The sequence below is a fragment of the Corynebacterium mucifaciens genome, assembly GCF_012396315.1.
GTDB classification, from domain to species: domain Bacteria; phylum Actinomycetota; class Actinomycetes; order Mycobacteriales; family Mycobacteriaceae; genus Corynebacterium; species Corynebacterium mucifaciens.
Genome location: NZ_JAAXPF010000006.1, coordinates 1 through 22709, shown reverse-complemented (window position 1 = coordinate 22709; position 22709 = coordinate 1). Strand labels below are relative to the sequence as shown.

The following is a 22709-nucleotide window of genomic DNA, read 5'->3' as shown; positions in this document are numbered from 1 at the left end:
TGTGTGTCCGGTCGACGTGTCGCGGGCCGGGTGCTTTGGAGATTCACGACGTGGATACGCGGGAATTGCACGAGGATGTGCTGCAGGATGCGCAGGGGACGCCCGCGGTTGGACGGAACTAGTGGAGGAGACAACCCGTGGGAATCGGAGAAACCCGGTCGCTCTGGCCTGAATTGCTCATAGCCGTGCTGGGATTAATCCTTGTCATTGCGGCGCCGATTAGGGCTGGCTGGCTGGGTGCAGTGGTTATCGTGATTTCGATTGTTTCTGCACTCGCTGCGCCGCTGTTGTCCAAGCAGTCCAGGAACGCTCAAATAGTTGGATTCGTCGTTGGCGTCCTTGCAATTGTGGCTGGTCTCCTTATTGCTCAAACTGGCGGTGGGGACCCGGAGATTTTCTCACCAGCGCTGATTTGGGTAATAGGTGCCGGGTTGGTGATGTCGACTCTGATCAACTTGGCAGCCGAGAGACTGAGCGGAAATGATGAGGGGATGGGCTAGAAACCCAGACTCGCACTCAGTGCAGCCTTCATGCGAGGGTGCTTGCCGCTAGAGGCAGCCGCGACGCTCCGATTGCAGCCCTAATGGTGTTTAAAGCCGTGGGCATGCCGTGGGAGGACCTGGCGGTGGCGAGGGCCACCGCCGGCCAGCCACAGCGTTAACCCCTCTACTTCGTTTTAGGCGAGGTCCTTCACGAGCCGCTCTGCGAGCTCTCGCGACGAGGACGGGTTCTGCCCGGTGTAGAGGTTGCCGTCGACGGTGACGTAGGGCGCCCCCGGCTCCGGTGCTTTGTTGTACTCGACGCCGAGGGCGACGAGCCGGTCCTCAAGCAGCCACGGCGCCTTGTTGGCGAGTCCGGCGGCGCGTTCCTCGTCGTTGGAGAAACCGGTCATTTTCCGTCCGGCGAACGGGGAGCCGCCGGACACACTCTCGGTAGCGAGGACAGCGGCCGGGGCGTGGCAGAGAAGAGCCACAGGCGCGTTGTCTGTCATGCGATCGACGAGGATGCGCCCGGAAGTCTCGTTGACTGCGAGGTCTTCCATCGGGCCGTGCCCGCCGGGGTAGAAGACAAGGTCGTAGTCCGCAGCGTCGACGTCGTCGAGGTTGAGCGGCTCCGCCAGAACAGGCTGCAGCTCTTCAAGTTTGGCTTTTACTGCTTCGAGGGTCTCCGCGTCGCCTGCGCTCTCATCGAGGCTCACGTTATCGACGGTGGGGGCGATCCCGCCAGGGGTTGCCACATCCACGTCCCAGCCAGCGTCGGTGAATATCGAATAGGGGGTTACCAGCTCTTCGGCCCAGAAGCCGGTGGGGTGGTGTGTGCCGTCGTTGAGCGTCCAGTGGTCGGCTGCTGAAACAACCATAAGTACCTTGGTCATGTTGTCCTCCTAAAATTTAACGATCATCTTGCCGGTGTTGCCGCCCTCGAAAAGCTCGAGGAATGCGGCCGGCATGTTGTCGATGCCCTCGCGCACCGTCGATTCGTATTTGATTGAGCCATCGACGACGAGCGGGGCGATCTTCTCCTGGAATTCCTTGGCCAAGTGAGTGTATTGGCCTACGACGAACCCGCGAAGGGTGAGGCATTTGCCGATGGAAAGACCGAGATTTCGCGGCCCCGGTGCCGGCTCAGTGTCGTTGTACTGAGAGATGGCCCCGCACATGGCAATGCGGCCGAACGTGTTGGCGTTCTGAATTGCTGCCTCGAGGTGGTCCCCGCCGACGTTATCGAAGTAGACGTCGACGCCGTCCGGCGCCGCCTTGGCGAGCTGGCCGTTCACATCACCGTCTTTGTAATTGAACGCCTCGTCGAAGCCGATTTCGGTGAGGTAGTCGACCTTTTCGGGGGAGCCGGCAGATCCGATCACCTTGGCCGCGCCGAGATGCTTGGCTATTTGCCCGGCTGCTGAACCCACAGCACCTGCCGCGCCTGAGATGAATACGACATCGCCCTCCCTCATCTCGCCGACGGCGGTGAGCCCGACGTAGGCGGTCAAACCTGTCTGCCCGAGAATGCCCAAATACGCCTCGGCTGGAGCCAGGTTGGTGTCAATCTGCTCCGACTGGTCCTCATTCAGCACAGCGTGGGTGCGCCACCCGGCAAAATGCCTGACCGTATCGCCCACCTTGAACTTGTTCGAGCGAGACTCGGCGACAACTCCGACCGCGGTGCCAGTCAGTGGTTCATCGATCTGAAATGGCTCGATATACGACTTTACGTTGTTCATCCGCCCGCGCATATAGGGATCGACGCTGGCGAAAGTGTTCTCGACGAGGATCTGGCCGTCAGACAGCTCTGGCAGCTCTACCTCCTCGAAACGGAAGTTCTCGACGGTTGGTGGCCCATCCGGACGAGAGGCAAGAACCCATTGTTTAGCGGTGGTCAACGCGCTGCTCCTTACTCGTTGTGCTCTCGGCACGACCTCAGCCCCTCTTGGTGGGCTGGGCCAATGCTCTTGAACACCAGTTGCAACGTTGCGCGGGGCCGCCGCTATTCCTTCCGCCTCACCGCACAGTCAAAAACGCCCTGTGACTAGGTTTTACGCTAGCCACAGGGCGAATGGAATGGCTCCTCCAACTGGGCTCGAACCAGTGACCCTTCGATTAACAGTCGAATGCTCTGCCAACTGAGCTATGGAGGAATACGTTGCGGTTGCTCTCGCTGTGCAACGAGATGTAACAATAGCCTGGTTTTTCCAGGTTGCCCAAATCGCCAGCTAAGGCGCCATTTTGATCGTCGCATGAGGTAGTGTGTGGCCCATGTTGATTCCGGTTGGTGGATTCCGCGGACAGGCGGTAGCAGGCGGGCTTGCGGGCTTCGGGGTGGTGTGCCTGCTCACGGCGAACCGTTTGGCGGACTGGCGGGCGCTGACGTTTCTGGGTTTGGCGCTGATCGTGCCGTCAGTGGTCTGGCTGGTTGCCGACAAGTGGTTCGCACGGCCCCGAGGCGCGCTGTGGTGGGTGCTTGTGGTTGCAGCCGTGGCGCTCGGTGTGTGGGGGGTTGCGTTGATCCCCTCGAGGTGATGGTCCCGTTTGGATAGGGTGGGGCTTATGAAGAAACCGATGCTTGCCCTCGGCGTCGCCGCCGCCGTCACCACGTCCGCTGTCATCGCTCCTGCCGCCTTTTCGGCGGAGGACGGGCAGAGCGACGGGGTGGTGTCCGCGCAGGGGTCGGCGGAGGGGGCCGAAGGGTCGTCGTTAAGCACGGGCGAAATCCTCGGCATCACCTTAGGTGTGCTGGCTGCGGTGGGCGTGGCCGGGGTGTTCGCGGTGCAGCAGGGCTGGGTGCAGCTGCCCGAGTTTGTGGACCGCGCGGCGGTTGAACGGATGGTTGCGCTGCTCCCGCCAATGCCCATTCCGGTGGTCGTGCGCCCGGGTTCGGCGGGCGGCGCTGGGGCAAAGGGGTCGTGCGCACCGCAGGCGTTCGACGATGTGGTGCCTGGGTGGCCTCACTTCACCGGCACGTCCGTGATCTTCTGCGACGGCCACTGGGCCATCGCGGGCGCCAACCAGACGGACTGGGTGCTGTACTTCAAGAATGCTAACGGGAAGTGGGCCGTGATCCGTCCGGCCGGGACCAAGCAGACGGGTCTCGCGCAGGGTTGCTACAACGGCATCACGCTGCGGGAGCAGGGAGCGCCGGAGGAGTTCATCCGCCGGGCGCCGATCTGCACGCCGGCGGAGATTGGGAAGTAGTTTTATCGTGGATGCAAAAATGACCCGCTCAGGTTGCGGGAAAATGTTCGATGCTTATTTTAACGTAAGTGTGAGAAATGCGAGGCCGTTTGGGGCCTTTTCGCCGTATTCATCGACGGGGTCGACAGTGTAAAAAGCCATTTCTCTTCGCCACCACCTTGCAAATCGACGGAACGAGACTTTTTCACCCCTTTTTTACGGAAATGCGGTGATGGAGTCCACCGTTGAAGCGTGCCTCACTAACGTTCACTCCGTAGCTGTTCGGAACATTAAACGCTCAAGTGGCATCGTAGTCAAACGTAGTATAGCCATTCCAACCGAAGTCTGCCGGTGCCTTGTAAATGCAGTAAGTCGAGATATAAGACCTCTGGTAATCGGTGCCGTCTAAAGTTAGGTCGACGCCCCCATTATTCTTGCCCGTCTTGCTAGAGCTATTCGTGTGCAGCTACTTGGGGCAGCGAATTAAAGCTTGGAGTCGTTGCACGGCGGGGGTGATGCTCGGGCGGTTGGAAGCCCATTCCCCGCCGACCTCGCCGCCACCCCTCATAAGCCCAGCGATCACCGTGATGGAAGGGAGAGATGGCGGCCACGAGGGAGCTGACGGCCTGGCGCAACGAGTTCTGGGATTCGCGGCGCTTTCGCTCGGAATCAAGTGAAAGGGTTCTGAGAGAAAATCCCATCGCCTTGCTTGAGGTGCTAATACCACCTTCCACCTTTGGTTGAAGTCGCATCGTCCAGCGGCTCGTGGTGAACTACCCGATGTCGACGTCGGAGGGCCAGCCAGCTACAACCTAGGGCCACGTTAAAAGTTGGATAATCAAAGAATTCGAACGCTCGGGTGTTTGCCCCATTTCGTCCTGATGAGAGCATCCAATTTTCCAGGGGCGTTATTCCCTGTCTGGAAAGCAACATTGAGCGAGCGTTTGGCTCTTGAGCATGCAACGTAGAAGACGTTAACGATTTCTTCGTACCGGTGGTCTACAGGAGTGCTTTGCAGCAGCTCGACTAGATGCGGCTGTCCATCCGGTTTCCAGTTGCCGACGACGACTGACACATTTTCAAACTCCAGACCCTTAGCGCTGTGTATAGTTCCGGAGTTAACAGCATCAAACAGCTCAGTCTCCGTTGGCTTTACCGACCATTGCTTCTCAGCGAAACTTGGGTAGCGGCTGTTTGTTCGAATCGGCAAGCCGGGCACTTTTGGACGTAGACTGAGGAAGTCAGCAATAGTGGATTCGATGACTGAGGCAACGTTGTCTCGTCCCAAAAAAATTGAAACCCGAAGCTCGTCCCCATAGACCAGATCGGACACTAGGCGGCGTGCGATCAATTCTGAGGGGGACATACCTGCCTTAGTTAACCCAAGATCCTCGAGCCGTTCGATCAATTCTTTGCGATTCTCGAAACAATTGACTAATTTCGTAGCGCGTTTTAGCAATAATTTGATACTTGATGGCTTGTCCTGACCACGATCAATCGCTTCCACGAAGTCGTAGACGGGATCAGACTTCTGACCGTAGGACTCGGGCTGGCCAAGTATTTTTTTGAACGTTTTTTCCTGGTGGCTGAGCACCACCCAGGGCGAGTCGGCGGGTAATTTCGCAAGTTTAGAGTGGTAATCGGCTTCATCCGAGAAAATGGTGATTGTCACTGCGGGTGCCGATAGGGGGTATGCAGCGGCCCCGCCAGGATAGATGCCGGTGTCGTAGATAGTGTTTAGAAAGTCGCAAATGTGCTTGTTTGATCGATAGTTTTCGGTGAGCTCTAATTGGATCGCGTTGCCTCCGCGGGCTTCGAAACCCATTGAGTTCCGGAACCGATAGATTTCTTGGTGTGGATCGCCAATGTAGGACACATTTGCGCCGTGCTTTTCTAGCATATCTACAAGGAGATAATCGCTTTTTGCGGAATCCTGCGCCTCATCGATATAAATTTTCGGGAACCGCGCGGACATGTCGGCGAACCGCCGATCGAGCTGCCTTGTTAGATCTGCCAGCCGAGATTGATCCATGGATTCGAAGGGCCATCGCCGCTCACCCGCGACCATCGTCTCGAAAATGTATCTAGAAACCTTAGAAGACAGAATCCCCTGATCGAACAGCTTTCGATAGGTTTCCATGACATCCTTGCGAAACTCCGAAAATTCAGATGCTTTGCTACAGACGCTCCTTTTGCCTAGGTAAGACCCATCAAACTCGAAATCTTCTACAAACAGTTTCCCGCTGCCGCTAGGATCGCTCAGCCAAGCACTCGCCTCAACCTCGTAGCTCGGAACGAAATTGAATGATTTTGCGGGAAAGATTGACGAAAGTGCAGCACGAACAACGTATCGATTGATAACACCGTCGAAGGTGCTAACCAAAGTCTTGGCCAGACAGTCGCGACCTATATCAGATAACCTCTCGGCGGTGGATCTAAGTTTATGCTGAAAAGCAGTAACTCCAGCCTGCGTGAAAGTGATCACCAAGATGGGATCCGGGTCAGAACTGTTTAGCTCGTGAAAGAATCGATTGACGAGGGTTGTTGTTTTACCGGTTCCCGGACCCGCTTTCACTTTCACGGCACCCTCGGTTTCAACCACCGCGAGCTGCTGATCATTCAAGTTCATTCTATTCGCCATTTTCCTTGAGGAAGATTCTTAATAAGTCCTCGAAGATTTCCTCGAGACCACTCGGTAGTTGGGGGATACCCTCCTGTTTCTCCAATAGGTTTTCGGCAACAGATTGGGCGAATGAGCCTTTGGAGAAATTTGAAATTGATGCGATCAAGTGCCACAGATCACCCTTCTTGGGTTCAGCTTGCTCTTTGTGAAGCTTCCACTTTTGTGGGTGGAGGGATGCTAATGCCTGCTCAACCGCACCTCCGAGGGCCCCACTGGCTTCCTCCTCGGCAAGCCGGGTGAGTTCCTTTTCGAACGTGCCGGGTGTTATGCAAACTAGGAGTTGGTCGTCGGGAAATTGGTTTCGATTCGCCACTGAACAAATTTCGTTCCTGCGCGCTTCCCCCGGGGTTCGCTTTTCGACTGTTTTTATTCCGGTGTCTTCGTCGGAGTCTGTGAGCACGTACACCCGTCTCCTGGGAGTTGTAGCCTGCCCGCTCGATGTCAAGAGCGAAACATATGGTTTGAAATCCACCGAGTGCACAGCGACGACAACGAGATATTCCCGCAGAAACGTTCCGAGATCACGCCTAAGACGCACACGCTTCTGGTAGTCCTGTACCCCATCGAAAGCATTTAGTGTTCGAAGCTCGAACAGGACTGGAAGCAGTATTTCTTCTGAGATGCCTTCAACGAGCAAAACGAATTCAGCAAACAGCGCTTCGGGTCGTCTGGAAATGAAAAAGCGGTCGAGTTTTCTTTCGGCAGTCTCCTCAACTTTAAACTGCCAGTGCCTCGAACGTTCGCTGGATCTTGACATGCCTTGTAATGCGGTGACACCGGCGGCCGCGGCAAGCGTGGCTGAATGAGTCGTCAATATTATCTGTGGCGCCGGTTGCCCATCTTCTCCTACTTGGAGCGAGTTCTGTAGCACGCGGACCAAAGAGGATTGCAGCTGCGGGTGAAGATGCGCTTCCGGCTCTTCGATTAGAAGAATCCGGTGAGTGTCGGGGGCTTCGTGGGTCAGTTCGGCCAGTACCGAGGCGAAGTATAGAAGGTTAGCGTAACCGAGGCCTATCTGGTCGAGCTCCCAGTACTGGTCAGATTCCTTCAGCCCCAGTTTGAGACGCCTGAGAGCAATGCTCAAGTCCTGAGAAGAGGGACTTATCACCGGTTCGTTCAGACTACCGAAGTGGGTTAATGACCTGAAAGGGCTCGAGATTGCGTCACCAACTTTCTTTACAGCGGCATTATCTGATACCGCCATGTCGTTTTCGCGTAGGAGCTCTTGCAGCGCAGCTACTTCCTCTCCCGAGGCTAAAAAATTCACGAGTCTGCGAAGTCTATTTCCGCTGTACGAGGCCAGCTCTTTTTTGGCATCTCGGAGCGGTTCCAGATAAACCGACTGGAATGCCTCGCGCGCCGGGTACCAATCGTTGATTCGATTATCACTGCCTACAAGAAATTCTGAGCGGTACCCACGAAACTCTTCCGCTCGTCGGAGAAAGCGTTTTCCAAACGTAATGCGCTCACCATCTAAGCTCAATGCTTCCAGGTGCGTGGCTCGTTCACTCGCAGATAGCTCAGACGCTTCGACTCGAATCGTTGCGGAGTCTGAGCCCACCGAGAAATCTTCAATGCGGAAGTAAGACTGACTTGCCCGGTTGACGGGGGTCAGTGCAAGCCTTAGTGCATCGATCAGAGCCGTTTTGCCTGCGTTGTTCGGGCCGATAACAACGTTGAGGCCCGGTTTAAACTCCGCTCCGAAGCCGTTCAACCCTCGGAACCCGTCTACGTGTAGCTTGCTTACATACATATGACGATTTTATGGGAATACTCGAGCGTCCGCGCGCGTTCGTCGACAAACGAAAAGCGCTGCGGGCAAATCCCAGCGCCCTTACGTTGAGCAGGGTTGCTACAACGGCATCACGCTGCGGGAGCAGGGTGCGCCAGAGGAGTTCATCCGCCGGGCGCCGATCTGCACGCCGGCGGAGATTGGAAAGTAGCCGGCCGGCGACCTACACCTGGTAACCCATCGGGGAACCGGGGCCGAGCGGGATGCCGAGTGTGTACCAGAGCATGAAGAAGAGGAACCAGCCCACCAGCATGGCCACCGAATACGGCAGGGACAACGACATCAGGGTGCCCACGCCGGCCTTCTTGTAATACTTCTGCAGGAACGTCAGGGCCAAGGCGAAGTACGGCGACATTGGGGTGATGATGTTGGAGGGGGAATCGCCGATGCGGTAGAGCATCTGGGTGACCTCGGGGGAGACGTTGACGTACATCATCATCGGCACCACCACCGGCGCCATCAGCGCCCACTGCGCGGAGCCGGAGGTGATGAACAGGTTGATCAGGGTGACCATGAGCACGAAGGCGGCGAAGAGAACCACGTTGGGCAGATCCCAGGACTGGAGCAGCTCGGAGCCCTTAATCGCGGTCCACGGCCCCAGGTTGGACCACTGGAACCACGCCAGGAACTGGGAGACAGCGAAGAACAGCACCAGGATGGGCAGCAGGGACTCCAGGCCCTTGGCCATGAATGCGGGGATGTCCGCGGCCTCCTTAATCGTGCCCACGATCAGCCCGTAGACCAGGCCGGTGGCGAAGAATATGAGGGTGATCGGCACGGCGATGGCGCGGATGAGCGGGGACTCCATGAAGCCCTCGTCGGGTCGGGCAAAGGGGGAGCCCGGGACGAGCAGCAGGGCAAAGTAGGCGGCCAGGCAGATCAGCAGGGTCACGCCCGCCCAGATCAGGCCTTTGCGCTCGAGTGGGGTGAGGGAGAGGTCGTCGTCGTCGTCGTCGGTGAGGTGAGCGTCGTCGGGCTCGTTGGACTCGTCCATCTGGAGCTCGTCCTCGTCGACGGCGTCGTGGTCCACAAGGTCTTTCGCTTTCTTATCCACGTACAGTTCTGTCACCGCCGTAATAATCAGCGAGAGCACGATCGCGGACGGGATGACGAAGAAGATGTTGGCGAGTGGGGAGACTTCGTAGGCATCGTCCACCAGCTGCGCGGCAGAGGTGGAGATGCCGGCGAGCAGCAGATCGGTGATGTTGAGGATGAGCGACGCGTTAAATCCTGCCGACGCCGCCGCGAACGCCACCATCGAGCCGACGATGGGCGAGCGGCCCACGGCGTGGAAGGCCATGGCGCCGAGCGGAATGATGATCACGTAAATGGCGTCAGAGGCGACCGAGCCGGTCACGCCGGCCAACGCCACCATGAACGTGAGGACTTTCGGGCTGACCCTGTCCACCATCGCGCGGACCATCGCCGCCAGAAGGCCGGTCTGTTCGGCGACGGCGACGCCGAGCATCGTCGCTAAGATCACGCCCAGCGGTGGAAACGCGATGAAGTTCTCCACCGCGTCGGTGACCATGCGGGAGAGGTTGTCTCCGGTGAGCAGCGATTCGACGTGAATCTCCTCGCCACTTGAAGGGTCCACCGCGGACAGGCCAGCCATACTGGCCAGCCACGAGGCAACGGCGACAACGCCGGCAAGGATGACAAACAGCCAGAACGGGTCTGGCAGTTTGTTGCCGATCTTTTCAATCCACCCGAGAAGGCCGGTCATGCCGTCTTGGTCGCGATGGTCGTCGTTGTCGTGGGGTTTCGCGTCGTCGCGGGGCAAATCTGCCTTGGTGGTTCCGGACATGGTTCGGCCTTCCGTGTGTCGTGCCTCGTCGTGCGTGTGATTCGCGCGCGGCCGCCGGGGCGGTGCGCGGGAGGTCACAGCGAGCTTACAGAAGGATGCGGTGGACCGTAGGACATCGGCAGGCAGCAGCTATTATGCGCAGGTGTGAAGAAACTCAGCGGCAGAGTTGTGTCAGTTGTGGCGGTGCTTGCGACCGTCGCGCTTGTGTTGGTGCTGGTGCGTCCAGCGATTTTCGAGCGCGGGGAGCGCACCATCGATTCCACCTCGATCGGCGGCGAGTTCAACGACATCGCGCAGCTGGCCACGGAAGAATACGTCTACTCGTCCGTGGGCAAGTTTGACGACGAAGGCTTACGCCTGCTCAACGTTCGCGTGCCGTTCACCGGCAAGAATTTCCTGGTGTCCTACGAGGGGAAGGTCACCGCCGGCATCAAGGACGCCGGCCAGATCACGGTCGACGTTGACGATGCCGCACAGACCTTCACCGTGCGGCTGCCACGCGCGGAAGTGCTGGATTCCACCTGGACCGAGGGCAGCTCCGAGGTGTGGGACCAGACTATGAACCCCATCAACCAGATCAAGGTGGAAGACGTCACCGAGTTTGTGGACTCGCGCCGGGAAGCGGAAAAGCAGAAGGCCGTGGACGACGGGCTGCTAGATCGCGCCCAGGCCAGCGCGGAGGAGCTGGTGCGGTCGCACGCCAAGGCGCTGATCCGCGGCACCTCGATGGAGGACTACGAGGTGAAGGTCGAAAGCGCGACCTAGTGCCAGGGCCGGGCACGTATGGTGGCTGGCATGGATCTCGCGCGGTACTTCGATGACTGGCCGGTAGACAACGTGGCGGCGGCGCTCGTGGGGGACAACCAGGGGCAGTTCGGCGAGACCGACCGTGTCTTCGAGCTCGCCAGCGTGACCAAGCTGCTGTCCGCGTACGCCGTGCTCCTGGCGGTGGAGGAGGGGGCGTTCGGGCTGGACGATCCGGCCGGCCCGGAGGGATCCACCGTCCGCCACCTGCTCGCGCACGCCTCCGGGGTCGGGTTTGACAGCCGGGAGCCGCAGAAAGCGCCGGGGGAGCGGCGCATCTACTCCTCGGCGGGCTACGAGATCCTCGCTGAGCACCTAGAGAAGGCCACCGACATCAAATTCGGCGACTACGCCCGCGAGGGTGTCTTCGAGCCGCTGGGGATGGACAATACGGAGATTTATGGTTCGGCGGGGCATGGCGGGAGCTCGTCGATAGGCGACCTGCAATTGTTCGCGCAGGAGCTCATTGCGCCGACGCTGCTGGCGGCAGAAACGCTGAAGGAGGCGTTTTCCAACCAGCTCGGTGACCTGCGTGGCGTGGTGCCCGGTTACGGGATGCAAAAGCCGTGCCCGTGGGGGCTCGGGTTTGAGATCAAGGGCGAGAAATCCCCGCACTGGACCGGCGACGGCATGCCCGCGGACACCGTCGGCCACTTCGGCATGGCGGGCACGTACCTGTGGGTCGCGGGCGGGCAGGCGTGCGTGGTGCTCACGGACCGCGAGTTCGGCGACTGGGCCAAGCCGCTGTGGCAGGAGACCAATACCGCGCTTTGGGAGGCGTTGGGGTAGCGCTGAGTGGAATCTGTGAGGCGAACGCTGAGAGGCAGGCCTTACGTGTTTTACACTGCCCGCATGACTTCGACTCACACCCCGCAGCCAGCGGCGGGGCAAAAGCTGCCGACCAACCAGGTTGTGCCGTTGATGGTGGCGCTGCTGGTCGCCGTGTTCGCATTCCAGCTCAACGCCTCCATGCTCGCCCCGGCGCTGGCCACCATGGAAAGCGACCTGAACGCCACCACCGCGCAGATCGGCATGACGCAGACCGCGTTCTTCACCGCCGCTGCGGTGTTCGCGCTATTCATGCCGCGCTGGGGTGACCTGATTGGTCGCCGCAAGGTGCTGGTGGGCATGATGGCCGTGACGGTCCTCGGCTCCGTGGTCGCGGCGCTGGCCACCAACGTGACCATGCTGTTCATCGGCCGCGTGATCCAGGGCGTGTCCGGGCCGACCGTGGCCCTGACCTCGGTGATGCTGCGCCAGGCGGTGCGCGAGGAGAAGCAGTTCGCGTTCCTGGTGGGCATCCTCACCTCGGTCAACGGCGGCATCGCAGGCATCGACGCGCTGTTGGGCGGCTGGCTTACCGACGCCTTCGGTTTCCGCTCCCTCTTCTGGGTCATCGGCGCCGCTGCCTTGCTCGCCGTGTTCGCCGCGCGCTACGGCGTGCCGGAGACCAAGTCCAATGAGCTGCAGCCCATGGACTGGAAGGGCGTTGCCGGCCTGGTCGTTGGCGCCGCAGCGATCCTCACCGCCTTGAACATGGCGGGCGAACTCGCCGCCGCGAACTGGGTCATGGTAATCATCCTGCTGGCCATCGGCGCAGCGTCCTTGGTGTGGTTCTGGCGCACCGAGAAGTCCAGCCCGCACCCGCTTATGTCCACCGACCTACTCTCGCAGCGCCGCACATGGGCGCTGCTACTCACCACCACGCTGACCATGACCGGCGTGTTCGCCGTGATGAACGGTCTCGTGCCCAACCTGGCGCAGGACGACGTCGCAGGGCCCGGCATGTCCGCCGGCGTGGTGTCGTGGTGGACACTGACCCCGTACGCCCTGGCCGGGCTGGCCATGGGCCCGATCGCGGGTTGGCTCGCCGGCCGCGTGGGCTACAAGGTCATCCTGCAGATCGGCATCGCCGGCGCGGCGCTGTCCGTTCTCTTCGGCGTGGCGGTCGTGGGCAACCCGACCCGCGGCCTGCTGCTGGCCATGTCCATCCTCGCGGGCATCACCTACGCCGGCATGGCCAACATCATGCTCGGCTCCCTCGGCGTCGTGCTTGCCCCGAAGCGCAACCAGGGTTACCTGCCGGGCCTGAACGGCGGCGCGTTCAACCTGGGTGCGGGCCTGTCGTTCACCATCGTCTTCGCGGTGTTCACAGCCACCGGCGGCAACTACCGCGCGGGCATGATCGCCGGCGCGATCCTTTTGGGCTGCGCGTTTGCGGCGTCCTTCCTCATCCCCAAGCCGGAGACGGTTCCGGACACCCTCGCGGCCGAGGACCGGGCGGCGCGCAGTGCGTAAAGTCATCCTGGATTGCGACCCCGGCCACGACGACGCCGTGGCCATCCTGCTCGCAGCCGGCAACCCGGACATCGAACTGCTCGGGCTAACCACCGTCGGCGGCAACCACACCATCGACCACGTCACGCGCAACGCGCAGCAGGTGCTCACAGTCGCCGGGCTGACCTCGGTGCCCGTCTACCGCGGGGCGACAAGACCATTGCTTAACGACGTCGTCACCGCCGAAGACATCCACGGCGACACCGGCATGGAGATCCACGGATTCGAGCTGCCCGAACCTGCGGTGGGGGTGCAGGACGACGGGGCGGTGCAGTGGATCGTCGATACGCTCATGCGCGAAGAGCCGGGGACCGTCACGCTCGTGCCTACCGGCCCGCTGACCAACATCGCACTGGCCGCGCGCCTGGAGCCGCGGATTGTTCCCCGCGTGCGGGAGGTCGTGCTCATGGGCGGTGCGTACGGGGCGGGCAACTACTCGCCGTCCGCGGAGTTCAACATCGCGGTCGACACGGAAGCCGCAGCGATCGTGTTCGGCGAGGACTGGCCGGTCGTCATGGTCGGCCTGGATCTGACCCGCCAGGCGCTTGCCACCCCTGAGGTAGAGCAGCGGTTTGCGGTGCTGGGCACCTCGTGCGGGGACTTCGTGGTGGGGCTCATCGACGCCTTCCGCCGCAATTACAAGGACGCCCAGGGCTTCGACAACCCGCCGGTGCACGACCCGTGCGCGGTGGCCTACGTCATCGACCCGTCCGTCGTGGAGACCGTGGCCGTGCCGGTGTCGGTGGAACTCGCTGGCGAGCTGACCCGCGGGCGCACCGTGGCGGACCTACGCGCGTTCGGGGCGGTGACGGCGTCTGGCGCGCCGTTCAGCGGCGTTGATGGCTCCGCGGCTTCGGCGTGCAACACATCCGTTGCGACGCGCCTCGACGTGGACCGCTTCTGGGACCTCGTTGTGGATGCGGTCCAGCGACTGGGGTAGCGCGGACGTTCAGGTCCCTCGGAGACAAATGGTGAGAGGAGGGTGGTGAATATGCCCAGAAATCCCGGAGTCTCACCATCCTTATCTCACCATCTGTCGGCGCGCCCGGGAGATGCTCGCCCGGACCCGCCCCACTAGCGCGGGCGTGGACTAGACCGGCGGGCTAGCCTTAGCGCTCATGGAGACTTCGGACACCGTAGGCAACCTGTACTTCGTCCTCGAGTACACGGGCGTGCTGTTGGCCGCCACCGTCGGCGGCACTGTGGCGAAACGGATGAACTTTGACATCGTCGGGTTCGCCTTCATCGCGTACATCTCATCGCTGAGCGGCGGCTTCATGCGCGACGCGATTCTCAACGACGGGCCCGCCGCCGCGCTGACCAATCCGGGGTACCTCATCACCGCCACGGTAGGCGCGGCGATTGCGTACACCGTGAATCTCCACGGCAGGCTGTGGGAGCGCTTCCGCTTCTACGCGGATGTGGTCACGATCGGTGTCTGGGCGGTCGCGGGCACGCTCAAGGGTCTGCTCGCGGACCTCAACTGGGTGCCGTGCCTGCTGCTCGCCGTGATCACCGCAACCGGCGGCACGCTCGCGAGGGACATTGTCTTACGGCGCGTTCCGTCCCTCTTCACCTCCCAAAAAATGACGGTCTTCCCGGCCATCATCTCCTCGGCGATTCTGCTCGTGATGAACCACTTCGACCTCGTGCGCGAGGGTATGCTGGCAGCGGCGATCGCTGCCCCGATCTTCGCCATCGCGGTCTACTACGGCGGCGACCGCATCGCGTTTTTCCAAACAAGGCACACCGAGCGCCCGCTGGAGCAAAAGATCGGCGACGCCCTCGGCGTGTCCACCGATTCGAAGCACCCTGAACAATCCGGCGAAGACGTCACACGTGCGTTGGAGGGCGCATCCGACCAGGAGCTGATCAAAGCCCTGCGCATCATGCTGCAAAACGAGGTCCAGGAGCGCACCGAAACCAAGACCTAGCCCGGGTTTCAACCCCCTACGATGGCGCGCATGTACTTCGACAACGTGTTCACCGCCGTCGGTTTCTCCTTCGCTGTGCTCGACCTCATCGGGGTATTCCTCAACGCGCTGATGGGAGGGCTGGTGGCCAGGCGCATGCGTTTCGACGCCGTCGGGTTCATGCTCATCTCCATCATTTCCGGCATGGCGGGTGGCATGATCCGCGACGCGCTTATCGGCTCCACCCCGGCCGCGGCGCTGCAGAACCCGTGGTACATCGGCACCGCGCTTGTTGGCTCCCTGGTCGCTTTCGCCCTTCCGCTGGAGGGCCGCGCCTGGGAGCTGTTCCGTTTCCATGGTGACATGGTCATCGTCGGCGTGTGGGCGGTCACCGGCACGGTCACGGCACTGCACGCGAACGTGACCTGGTTCGGGTGCATCCTCATGGGCGTGCTCACCGCCACGGGTGGGATGGTCATCCGCGAGATCATGATTGGACAGATTCCGTCCATTCTCGTGGACCGCCAGTGGTACGTGGTCCCGGCGATAGTGGCGTCGATAAGCGTGCAGCTCTTTTACGACGTCGGCTGGGAGTCGGCGGGGCTGGCGGTGTCGGCGCTGCTCGGCATCTCGCTCGGGGTGGCGGCACACTGGCTGCATTGGTCGGTGCCGGGTGCGGAGGCGCTTGCGCCCGTGGACAGCTACTTCACGCGCGTGAAGCGCAAGGTGGGCGAGAAGCTCCCGCCCGTTGCTTCCGGGGACGAGACCGCAACCACCATGGTCTCCGCGCCGACGCGTAAGGACGTGCGGGACGAGCTAGCGGCCATCGACGGCGAGGTCACCCACGACGAGTTCGTCGCCGCACTGTACCGCGCGTACGGCCTTAGGTAGCTAACTCGATGTAGCGGGTTTGGTCGCCGACTTTGACCTCCATGACCTCGCCTTTCTGGGTGAGCTCGTAGGGCTGCTCGGGCGCGGCGCCGTCGTGCGTGGCCCGGATATCCGTCGGCGAACGCACCGTAATCTCCCAGCCGTCCAATTTCACCGTGGAACCGGGCGGGAGCGGATTGCTTATCGACGTCCCTTCGGCCGCAGCCAGCTGCCTGCCCAGCCGTCCATAGTGCTGGGCGCTCCTCTGCACCTGCTTGAACTGCTCCTCGGTGTATTCGTGCGCCTCTATCGCTGCGAGCTGCGTTTGCACCGCCGGGATGGAGGTGAAGCCGAGGCCGGCGAGCGCGAGTGCGGCGGCCAGCGCCGGACCCCTACGCGGCCGGATGCGGAGCGCGAGACCGACCGCGCCCAGCGTGAGGGCAACGCTAAGCAGCACTATGCCGGCCAGCCTCGTGCCGTGGTTCATCGCCAGAATCGTCCCGGCAAAGGCTGCGAGCGAGCCGGCCGCCCCGAGCATGGTTGCGTTCACGAGAATTCCCCCTATGTACATCCCCCCCAGTGCGCTTACGGAGTGTAGCCGGGGCAGTGGCGAAGTTCCCGTCGTGAGAAAATCGCCCCATGTTGTTGCTCGTGGCGCTCGCGGTGGGCGGGCTGATTCCGATCCAGACCGCGGCGAACTCCCGCCTGCGCTTGAGCGTGGGCAACAAGCCTGTGGTGCCCGCGCTGGTCTCGTTTACGGTGGCGCTGTTGGTAGCGATACTCGCCACGACCGCGCTGCGGGGTAACCCCGTGCCGCAATTCGCGGACGGGGTCTCTGCGCCGTGGTGGGTGTGGCTCGGCGGCGCGATGGGGGTGTGCTTCGTGCTGGGCAACATCGTGCTGTTTCCCCGGCTCGGCGCCGTGCAGACCGTGGTGCTGCCGATTTTGGGCCAGGTGATGATGGGGCTGTGCATCGACAGGTTCGGTCTGTTCGGCGCGCCGGTGCTGCCGGTGTCGTGGATGCGGGTGCTCGGCGCCGTAGTGGTGCTGGCCGGCATCGTGGTGGTGCTGCGCGCAGGGAAGCGGCCCGCGGTGGAGGGCGACGCCGCCGGGGTGGAGCTGTGGCTGTTCCGTGCGCTGGGCGTGCTGGTTGGCGTGGGCTCGGCGGTTCAGACAGCGGTAAACGGGTACCTGGGCACTATCGCCGGGTCGTCGCTGCACGCAGGTGAGATCAACCTCGCCGTCGGTGCGCTGCTCTTGCTGGTGGCGGCGCTGGTGAGTAGCCCCCGCCAGCTCGCACGAAAGCCCGAGCCGGGGCCGTGGTGGATGTGGGTCGGCGGCCTCGTCGGCGCCACGTTCGTCATCTCGGGCGCGACGCTGGCGCCGCTGCTGGGCACCGCCACCACAGTGATCGCGTTCAACGCCGGCACTATCGCGGCGGGTCAGGCGCTGGAGGCGCGCGGGGCGTTCGGTGCGCGGAAGAATCCGTTGACCGCCATGCGGTTATTTGGGCTCGTGGTCATCTTCCTGGGCGTGCTGGCGGTGCGGTTGCTCTAGGCGGGGCCGCCTCAACCTCAACCACAGCTCGAGTAAATAGGGGGATCAAGCAGCGGTTGAGGGTTGCCCGAGTCAACTCGTGTGAAGCAATATCGGCCGAGAGAAATCAGAGGCCGTTGGGGAAGACGAACCTCTCGTCTCACACTCCGTCGCGCGGACTAGTCACCCGTCGCGACAATCCCGCTTAGTCACCGGGGCAGGAGTGTGCCGCTACCAATGCGGGCGCGCCGTCGCAGTAGGCGCCCGCAAGAAGGGTCCCCACCTATGACGACAACACTGGCCGCGCCCCGCACCTGCCGCGCCACGCGCAACCGACTCGCGTGGACGCTCCGCATTGAGGGGATGCCGGGGCGGGTGCGACGGAGCGTCGAGAAGCTTATGCTCCTGCTGCCCGAAGGTGAGCCGGGCGAGGTCTGGTTCACCCGCTGGCAGCGCCACCCGGACCGCACGTACTCATGCACCGAGTCGATCCGCGCAACCGAAGGCGAGATCGCGGAGTTTGCGCACGCGATCGAGCAGCTAGCCCGCGAGGAGAATTTCGTGGCGGGCATCACCGCGCGGTCGTATAATGGCGTACATGTCTACTAAGTACCGAGTACAAAACCCAAAGACCAACGAAATCGCCCAGTCCTACGACTTCATCACCGACGACGAGCTCGAGCAGGCGCTGACCACCGCCGACGACACCTTTAAGCAGTGGCGGGAGAAGAGCTTCGAGGAGCGCGCAGAGGTGCTGCGCAAGGTCGCCTCGCTTTTCGACGACCAAAGGGACGAACTTTCCCGCATTATCGCCGAGGAGATGGGTAAGTCCGTTAAGGAGGGCGACGGTGAGATCGACGACGTCGTCGAGATCTTCAACTACTACGCCGACAACGGCGCAGAGTTCGGTGCCGACGAGGAAATCCCGAACAAGCGTGGCGGCACCTCCGTGATGCGCAAGGTTCCCCTCGGCGTGATCGTGGGCATTATGCCGTGGAACTTCCCGTACTACCAGGTCGCCCGCTTCGCGGCGCCGGCACTGATGGCCGGCAACGTAGTAATGGTCAAGCACGCGGAGATCTGCCCCCGTTCTGCCGAGGCGATTGAGAAGATCTTCGACCAGGCTGGCGCACCGAAGGGCCTGTACACCAACGTGTACGCGCAGCACTCGCAGATCTCCACCATGATCAAGGACAACCGCGTGCAGGGTGTGTCCCTCACCGGCTCCGAGCGTGCGGGCCGCGCCATTGCTTCCCAGGCTGGCGAGGCCCTGAAGAAGTGCGTGCTCGAGCTCGGCGGCACCGACGCCTACGTCGTGCTGGACTCCTCCGACGTGAAGGCGGCAGCCGAGACGGCGTGGAACAAGCGCATTAGCAACGTTGGTCAGGCCTGCACTTCCAACAAGCGCATGATCGTCATGGAAGACATCTACGACGAGTTCGTACAGGCGCTGGTTGACATTGCCTCCTCCTACACCGAAGGCGACCCGCTGAACCCGGGCGAGGGCAACGAGTTCTACCCGCTGTCCTCCCGCGACGCCGCGGAACTGCTGGCACAGCAGCTGCGTCTAGCCGTGGATGAGGGCGCGAACCTGCGCGTCGGCGGCGAGGTGACCGGCAAGGGCGCCTACATCACCCCGGCCGTGATCACCGATATCCCGGTGGGCTCCGACTCCTACTACGAGGAGTTCTTCGGCCCCGTGGCTGAGGTGTACAAGGTCTCCTCCGAGGAGGAGGCAATCAAGGTTGCCAACGACTCCCGTTACGGCCTCGGCGGCGCCGTGATGTCCGAGGACGAGGAGCGCGCCAAGAAGGTCGCGGCCAAGATCGACACCGGCATGATCCACGTCAACATCCCGCAGGCCCGCGGCGCCGAGCTGCCGTTCGGCGGCGTGAAGGCGTCCGGCCTGGGCCGCGAGCTCGGCCCGCTGGGCATGGACGAGTTTGTGAACAAGCAGCGCTTCTACGTCGCTGGCTCTGACTCCCAGGTGTAAAAACCTCTGCAAAGCTTCGGCCCGGGTGCGTCATCTCGACGCCCCGGGCCGTTGCTCTTCTGTTGGCCGGTCTTACTCCTCGTCCGCGTAGAACCCGTCACCGAACGGGTCGCGGATGTGCTCCACCAGATCGGCCACCGACTCGACCACGGACGTGGGGCGGAAGGGGTAGCGGGAAATCTCCGCGTCGTCGGAAATCCCGGTGCGCACCAGGATGGTGCGCAGGCCCGCCTCGAGGCCAGCCTTGACGTCGGTGTCCATGCGGTCGCCGATCATCACCGTGTTCTCGGAGTGCGCGCCGATGTTGTTCAGCGCCGAGCGCATCATCACCGGGTTCGGCTTGCCCACGTAGTAGGGCTCCATCCCGGTCACCGCGGTCATCATGGCCGCCACGGACCCAGTTGCAGGCACAACGCCAGCCGGGCCAGGCCCAGTCAGGTCGGGGTTGGTCGCGATGAAGCGCGAACCGTTCCGGATTAAGTTCGACGCGGTGGTCAGCGCCTCAAACGAGTACGTGCGGGTTTCGCCCAGCACCACAAAGTCGGGGTCCGCGTCGGTGAGGATCCAGCCGATCTCGTGCAGCGCCGTCGTCAGACCTGCCTCCCCGATGACGTACGCCGAGGCCACGCCGGCCTGCTGCGAGAGGAACTTCGCCGTCGCCGTGGCGGAGGTCCAGATGCGCTCCGGCTCGATATCCAGGCCCATGCGCTGCAGCTTCGCGGACAGGTCGCGCGGTGTCCGCATCGAGTTGTTGGTCAGCACCATGAACTCGATGTCCTCACGGCGCAGCGCGCTAATAAACTCCTGGGCGCCGGGAATGACGTCGCCCTCGCGGTGCAGGACGCCGTCCATGTCGGTCAGGTACGAAATCATTGGTGCTCCTCCACATATTTGGCGAGGTCTTGGGCGGTGGGGCAGGAGGCGTACACGTGCTCGTCGATAGGCACTCCGAACGCGTCCTCGATGCGCACCGCGAGCTCGATGCGGTCTAACGACGAAACCCCGCTCTCACCCAACCCCGTTTCAGGCGCGATTTCAACGCCTGCGACCTCCTCCACGAGCTCCGCGAGGCGCGTGAACGTGTCCCGGGCCTCGGCAGCGTCGGTGTCGTCGGCGAGGTCGAGGGCACCCAAGTCCAGCCGTTGCGAAAGTTCCATGCCGCAATGATAAGCCCATCCAGCGCGGCGCAGGCGCGAAAGCGCGGCGAGCGAAAGTCATGAAATCGAGACGACCATTTTGTACAGATCAGCGATCTAAAACACATATAGTTTGTAAGTGTGTTGTAGAGCACAATAATCGAGAAAGGAGCCGACGACATGTCTGAAATCACCGCGCGCGAATGGCTGGACAAACTCGAAGCGGCCACGGGGGCAGAGGATCCTGACAATGCCGCTGAGCAGGCGGCTCAGCTGTTTGAAGAGGACGGGTTTTGGCGCGACCTGATCAGCGTCACTTGGAACCTGCATACGGCCGAGGGGCGCGGCGAGATCGCCCGAATGGTGCGCGAAACGCATCCAGCATGCCGCATCGCAAACACCGAGATCACGGAGGAGGTGGACGAAGGGGCGGGTGTCACCCGCGTGCAGTTCACCGGCCAAACTCGGGATTTCAATGTGCGGGGTGTTCTTCGGTTACGTAACGGACTGGGGTGGATTCTCCTTACTTCTGGCCGCGAACTGAGGGATTTTCCAGAGCGCACCGGTCGCAATCGCGAGCTCGGGGCACAACACGGTCCGAAGCTCGACCTCGAGAATTGGGCGGACAAGCGAGAGAAACGCCGGGCAGCGCTCGGTGTGACAGAGCAGCCGTACGTCCTCATCATCGGCGGCGGCCAGGGCGGTATCGCCCTCGGCGCGAGACTGAAGCGGCAGGGCGTGCCTGCGATCATCGTAGACAAGCAGTCCAACCCCGGTGATCAGTGGCGCGGCCGCTACCACTCTCTCTGCCTGCACGATCCGGTCTGGTACGACCACCTTCCCTATCTGCCCTTCCCTGACGATTGGCCGGTTTTCACGCCCAAAGACAAGATGGGGGACTGGCTCGAGCACTACGTAGGCATCATGGATCTGGATTACTGGACCAATACCGAGGTTCTTAGTGCGTCGTTCAATGATTCGGAAGGCCGGTGGGATGTCACCGTCAACCGCGATGGGGCGGAAAGCGTTATCCACCCGACACAACTCGTTTTTGCCACAGGCATGTCGGGTGTGCCGAACAAACCACAGTTGCCGGGGCAGGAGAATTTCGCGGGCGAAATCCGCCACTCTTCCGAGCACCGCGGCGGTGCGGTAGATGCAGGCAAAAATGTGGTTATCCTCGGCGCAAACAACTCCGCCCACGATATCGCCGCGGATCTGCACCACAATCGCGCTCACCCGGTAATGGTGCAGCGCTCCTCCACACTCATCGTGCAGTCAGATTCATTGATGAAGCATGTTCTCGGTCCCCTGTATTCCGAAGACGCGGTCGAAGCTGGCATTGACACCGACACCGCCGACCTGCTCTTCGCTTCATGGCCATACAAGGTGTTGCCGGGCGAGCAGAAAAAGGTCTTCGACGCCATCCGTGAGGAAGACAGTGACTTCTACGAAGCCCTAGACAACGCGGGCTTCCTCACCGACTTCGGCGACGACGAATCCGGAATGTTCCTCAAGTATCTGCGCCGCGGCTCCGGCTATTACATCAATGTCGGCGCCTCGGAGCTGGTCATCGACGGGAGCGTCCCAGTCCACTCCAACACCACCATCAGGGAGGTGACGGAGGATGCGGTAGTGCTTGAGGACGGCACAACTCTGCCAGCCGACGTCATCGTCCTCGCGACCGGATACGGTTCTATGAACGGCTGGGTGGAAAAGTTAGTGTCTAAAGACGCCGCCGATGCGGTGGGCAAAGTCTGGGGTCTCGGATCGGGAACCACCAAGGATCCCGGCCCCTGGGAAGGGGAGCTTCGAAACATGTGGAAGCCCACCCAGATTCCAAACCTCTGGTTCCACGGGGGCAACCTCCACCAGTCTCGCCATTACTCCCGCTACATGGCATTGCAGCTTAAGGCCCGCTACGAGGGGATGGAAACCCCAGTCTATGAGCTCGCCAAGGTGCACCACACGGCGTGATACTTGGTGCCCACGGATTTGTTCACCCTAGCCAGGGCCGGGAATGAACAAATCCGCGCTGAGCCCCTAGTGCCAAGGTGGTTGTGAACGACGAACCGTAGGAGGTTTTGTTCATGACCGATTCGCAGTTGCCTCAGTTGGTGCCGTCGGTGTTGACGTCGGCTCCGGCTGTTGAGGTCCCGGTGGTTGC

Annotated in this window: 21 protein-coding genes and 1 tRNA gene; 13 read left to right on the top strand and 9 right to left on the bottom strand. The window is 61.8% G+C overall.

Going from position 1 to position 22709, the window contains the following annotated elements; translation table 11 throughout:
• The first annotated feature begins 137 nt into the window (after positions 1 to 137).
• The gene (locus tag HF989_RS06250; protein WP_168684907.1) at positions 138 to 500 is read left to right on the top strand and encodes a hypothetical protein; all 363 of its coding nucleotides are present in this window, start codon (positions 138 to 140) and stop codon (positions 498 to 500) included.
• Between the two features lie 176 nt (positions 501 to 676).
• On the opposite strand, the gene HF989_RS06245 is transcribed toward HF989_RS06250, so the two are convergent.
• From HF989_RS06245 to HF989_RS06235, 3 genes are all read right to left on the bottom strand, one after another.
• Positions 677 to 1375, bottom strand: a complete 699-nt coding sequence (locus tag HF989_RS06245; protein WP_168684905.1) for a type 1 glutamine amidotransferase domain-containing protein — start codon at positions 1373 to 1375, stop codon at positions 677 to 679.
• 9 nt (positions 1376 to 1384) lie between these two features.
• Positions 1385 to 2383, bottom strand: a complete 999-nt coding sequence (locus HF989_RS06240; RefSeq protein ID WP_168684903.1) for an NADP-dependent oxidoreductase — start codon at positions 2381 to 2383, stop codon at positions 1385 to 1387.
• A 179-nt stretch (positions 2384 to 2562) separates the two neighbouring features.
• Positions 2563 to 2638: transfer RNA gene (locus HF989_RS06235), tRNA-Asn, on the bottom strand.
• Between the two features lie 118 nt (positions 2639 to 2756).
• Between HF989_RS06235 and HF989_RS06230 the strand changes: the two genes are divergently transcribed.
• Together HF989_RS06230 and HF989_RS06225 are read left to right on the top strand one after the other, a co-directional pair.
• On the top strand, positions 2757 to 3020 hold the full coding sequence (locus tag HF989_RS06230) for a hypothetical protein (RefSeq protein ID WP_168684901.1): 264 nt from the start codon (positions 2757 to 2759) through the stop codon (positions 3018 to 3020).
• Between the two features lie 27 nt (positions 3021 to 3047).
• Positions 3048 to 3692 (top strand): hypothetical protein, encoded by a 645-nt coding sequence (locus HF989_RS06225; RefSeq protein ID WP_168684899.1) that lies wholly within the window; start codon positions 3048 to 3050, stop codon positions 3690 to 3692.
• Between the two features lie 817 nt (positions 3693 to 4509).
• Here HF989_RS06225 and HF989_RS06220 read toward each other — a convergent pair.
• The 3 genes from HF989_RS06220 to HF989_RS06210 all read right to left on the bottom strand — a co-directional run bounded on the left by HF989_RS06220 (position 4510) and on the right by HF989_RS06210 (position 9872).
• On the bottom strand, positions 4510 to 6294 hold the full coding sequence (locus HF989_RS06220; RefSeq protein ID WP_168684897.1) for an ATP-dependent helicase: 1785 nt from the start codon (positions 6292 to 6294) through the stop codon (positions 4510 to 4512).
• Between the two features lie 7 nt (positions 6295 to 6301).
• Positions 6302 to 8107, bottom strand: coding sequence for an ATP-dependent nuclease (locus tag HF989_RS06215; protein WP_168684895.1), 1806 nt, complete (start codon positions 8105 to 8107; stop codon positions 6302 to 6304).
• Positions 8108 to 8309: 202 nt separating this feature from the next.
• Positions 8310 to 9872 (bottom strand): AbgT family transporter, encoded by a 1563-nt coding sequence (locus HF989_RS06210; protein WP_168685121.1) that lies wholly within the window; start codon positions 9870 to 9872, stop codon positions 8310 to 8312.
• A 225-nt stretch (positions 9873 to 10097) separates the two neighbouring features.
• On the opposite strand from HF989_RS06210, the gene HF989_RS06205 reads away from it, so the two are divergent.
• The 6 genes from HF989_RS06205 (at position 10098) to HF989_RS06180 (ending at position 15898) form a co-directional block, all read left to right on the top strand.
• Positions 10098 to 10718 (top strand): DUF4230 domain-containing protein, encoded by a 621-nt coding sequence (locus HF989_RS06205; protein WP_168684893.1) that lies wholly within the window; start codon positions 10098 to 10100, stop codon positions 10716 to 10718.
• A gap of 30 nt (positions 10719 to 10748) precedes the next feature.
• Complete coding sequence (locus HF989_RS06200) at positions 10749 to 11546, top strand: serine hydrolase domain-containing protein (protein ID WP_168684891.1); 798 nt, start codon at positions 10749 to 10751, stop codon at positions 11544 to 11546.
• Positions 11547 to 11609: 63 nt separating this feature from the next.
• The gene (gene uriT / locus HF989_RS06195; RefSeq protein ID WP_168684889.1) at positions 11610 to 13055 is read left to right on the top strand and encodes a uridine transporter UriT; all 1446 of its coding nucleotides are present in this window, start codon (positions 11610 to 11612) and stop codon (positions 13053 to 13055) included.
• Positions 13048 to 14034 (top strand): uridine-preferring nucleoside hydrolase UriH, encoded by a 987-nt coding sequence (uriH, locus tag HF989_RS06190; RefSeq protein ID WP_168684887.1) that lies wholly within the window; start codon positions 13048 to 13050, stop codon positions 14032 to 14034. Before uriT ends, uriH begins: the two co-directional genes overlap by 8 nt.
• A 178-nt stretch (positions 14035 to 14212) precedes the next feature.
• The gene (locus tag HF989_RS06185) at positions 14213 to 15028 is read left to right on the top strand and encodes a trimeric intracellular cation channel family protein (protein WP_168684885.1); all 816 of its coding nucleotides are present in this window, start codon (positions 14213 to 14215) and stop codon (positions 15026 to 15028) included.
• 30 nt (positions 15029 to 15058) lie between these two features.
• The gene (locus HF989_RS06180) at positions 15059 to 15898 is read left to right on the top strand and encodes a trimeric intracellular cation channel family protein (protein ID WP_168684883.1); all 840 of its coding nucleotides are present in this window, start codon (positions 15059 to 15061) and stop codon (positions 15896 to 15898) included.
• Here the strand turns inward: HF989_RS06180 and HF989_RS06175 are convergent.
• A complete protein-coding gene (locus tag HF989_RS06175; protein WP_168684881.1) occupies positions 15891 to 16427 on the bottom strand; it encodes a hypothetical protein in 537 nt (178 codons plus the stop codon). The two genes, HF989_RS06180 and HF989_RS06175, sit on opposite strands and share 8 nt — an antisense overlap.
• Before the next feature lie 89 nt (positions 16428 to 16516).
• On the opposite strand from HF989_RS06175, the gene HF989_RS06170 reads away from it, so the two are divergent.
• The 3 genes from HF989_RS06170 (at position 16517) to HF989_RS06160 (ending at position 19406) form a co-directional block, all read left to right on the top strand.
• The gene (locus tag HF989_RS06170) at positions 16517 to 17434 is read left to right on the top strand and encodes a DMT family transporter (protein ID WP_168684879.1); all 918 of its coding nucleotides are present in this window, start codon (positions 16517 to 16519) and stop codon (positions 17432 to 17434) included.
• Between the two features lie 264 nt (positions 17435 to 17698).
• Positions 17699 to 18022: a hypothetical protein gene (locus tag HF989_RS06165; protein WP_168684877.1), complete on the top strand. Its 324-nt coding sequence runs from the start codon at positions 17699 to 17701 to the stop codon at positions 18020 to 18022.
• Complete coding sequence (locus HF989_RS06160; protein ID WP_168684875.1) at positions 18012 to 19406, top strand: NAD-dependent succinate-semialdehyde dehydrogenase; 1395 nt, start codon at positions 18012 to 18014, stop codon at positions 19404 to 19406. The genes HF989_RS06165 and HF989_RS06160 overlap by 11 nt, the downstream gene beginning before the upstream one ends.
• A 72-nt stretch (positions 19407 to 19478) precedes the next feature.
• On the opposite strand, the gene HF989_RS06155 is transcribed toward HF989_RS06160, so the two are convergent.
• Both HF989_RS06155 and HF989_RS06150 read right to left on the bottom strand, forming a co-directional pair.
• A complete protein-coding gene (locus HF989_RS06155; protein WP_168684874.1) occupies positions 19479 to 20279 on the bottom strand; it encodes an HAD-IIA family hydrolase in 801 nt (266 codons plus the stop codon).
• A complete protein-coding gene (locus HF989_RS06150; RefSeq protein ID WP_168684872.1) occupies positions 20276 to 20563 on the bottom strand; it encodes an acyl carrier protein in 288 nt (95 codons plus the stop codon). Before HF989_RS06150 ends, HF989_RS06155 begins: the two co-directional genes overlap by 4 nt.
• A 159-nt stretch (positions 20564 to 20722) precedes the next feature.
• Between HF989_RS06150 and HF989_RS06145 the strand changes: the two genes are divergently transcribed.
• Positions 20723 to 22519 carry a flavin-containing monooxygenase gene (locus HF989_RS06145; RefSeq protein ID WP_168684870.1) on the top strand — a complete coding sequence of 599 codons (1797 nt, stop codon included), beginning with the start codon at positions 20723 to 20725 and terminating at the stop codon, positions 22517 to 22519.
• Positions 22520 to 22709 lie beyond the last annotated feature (190 nt).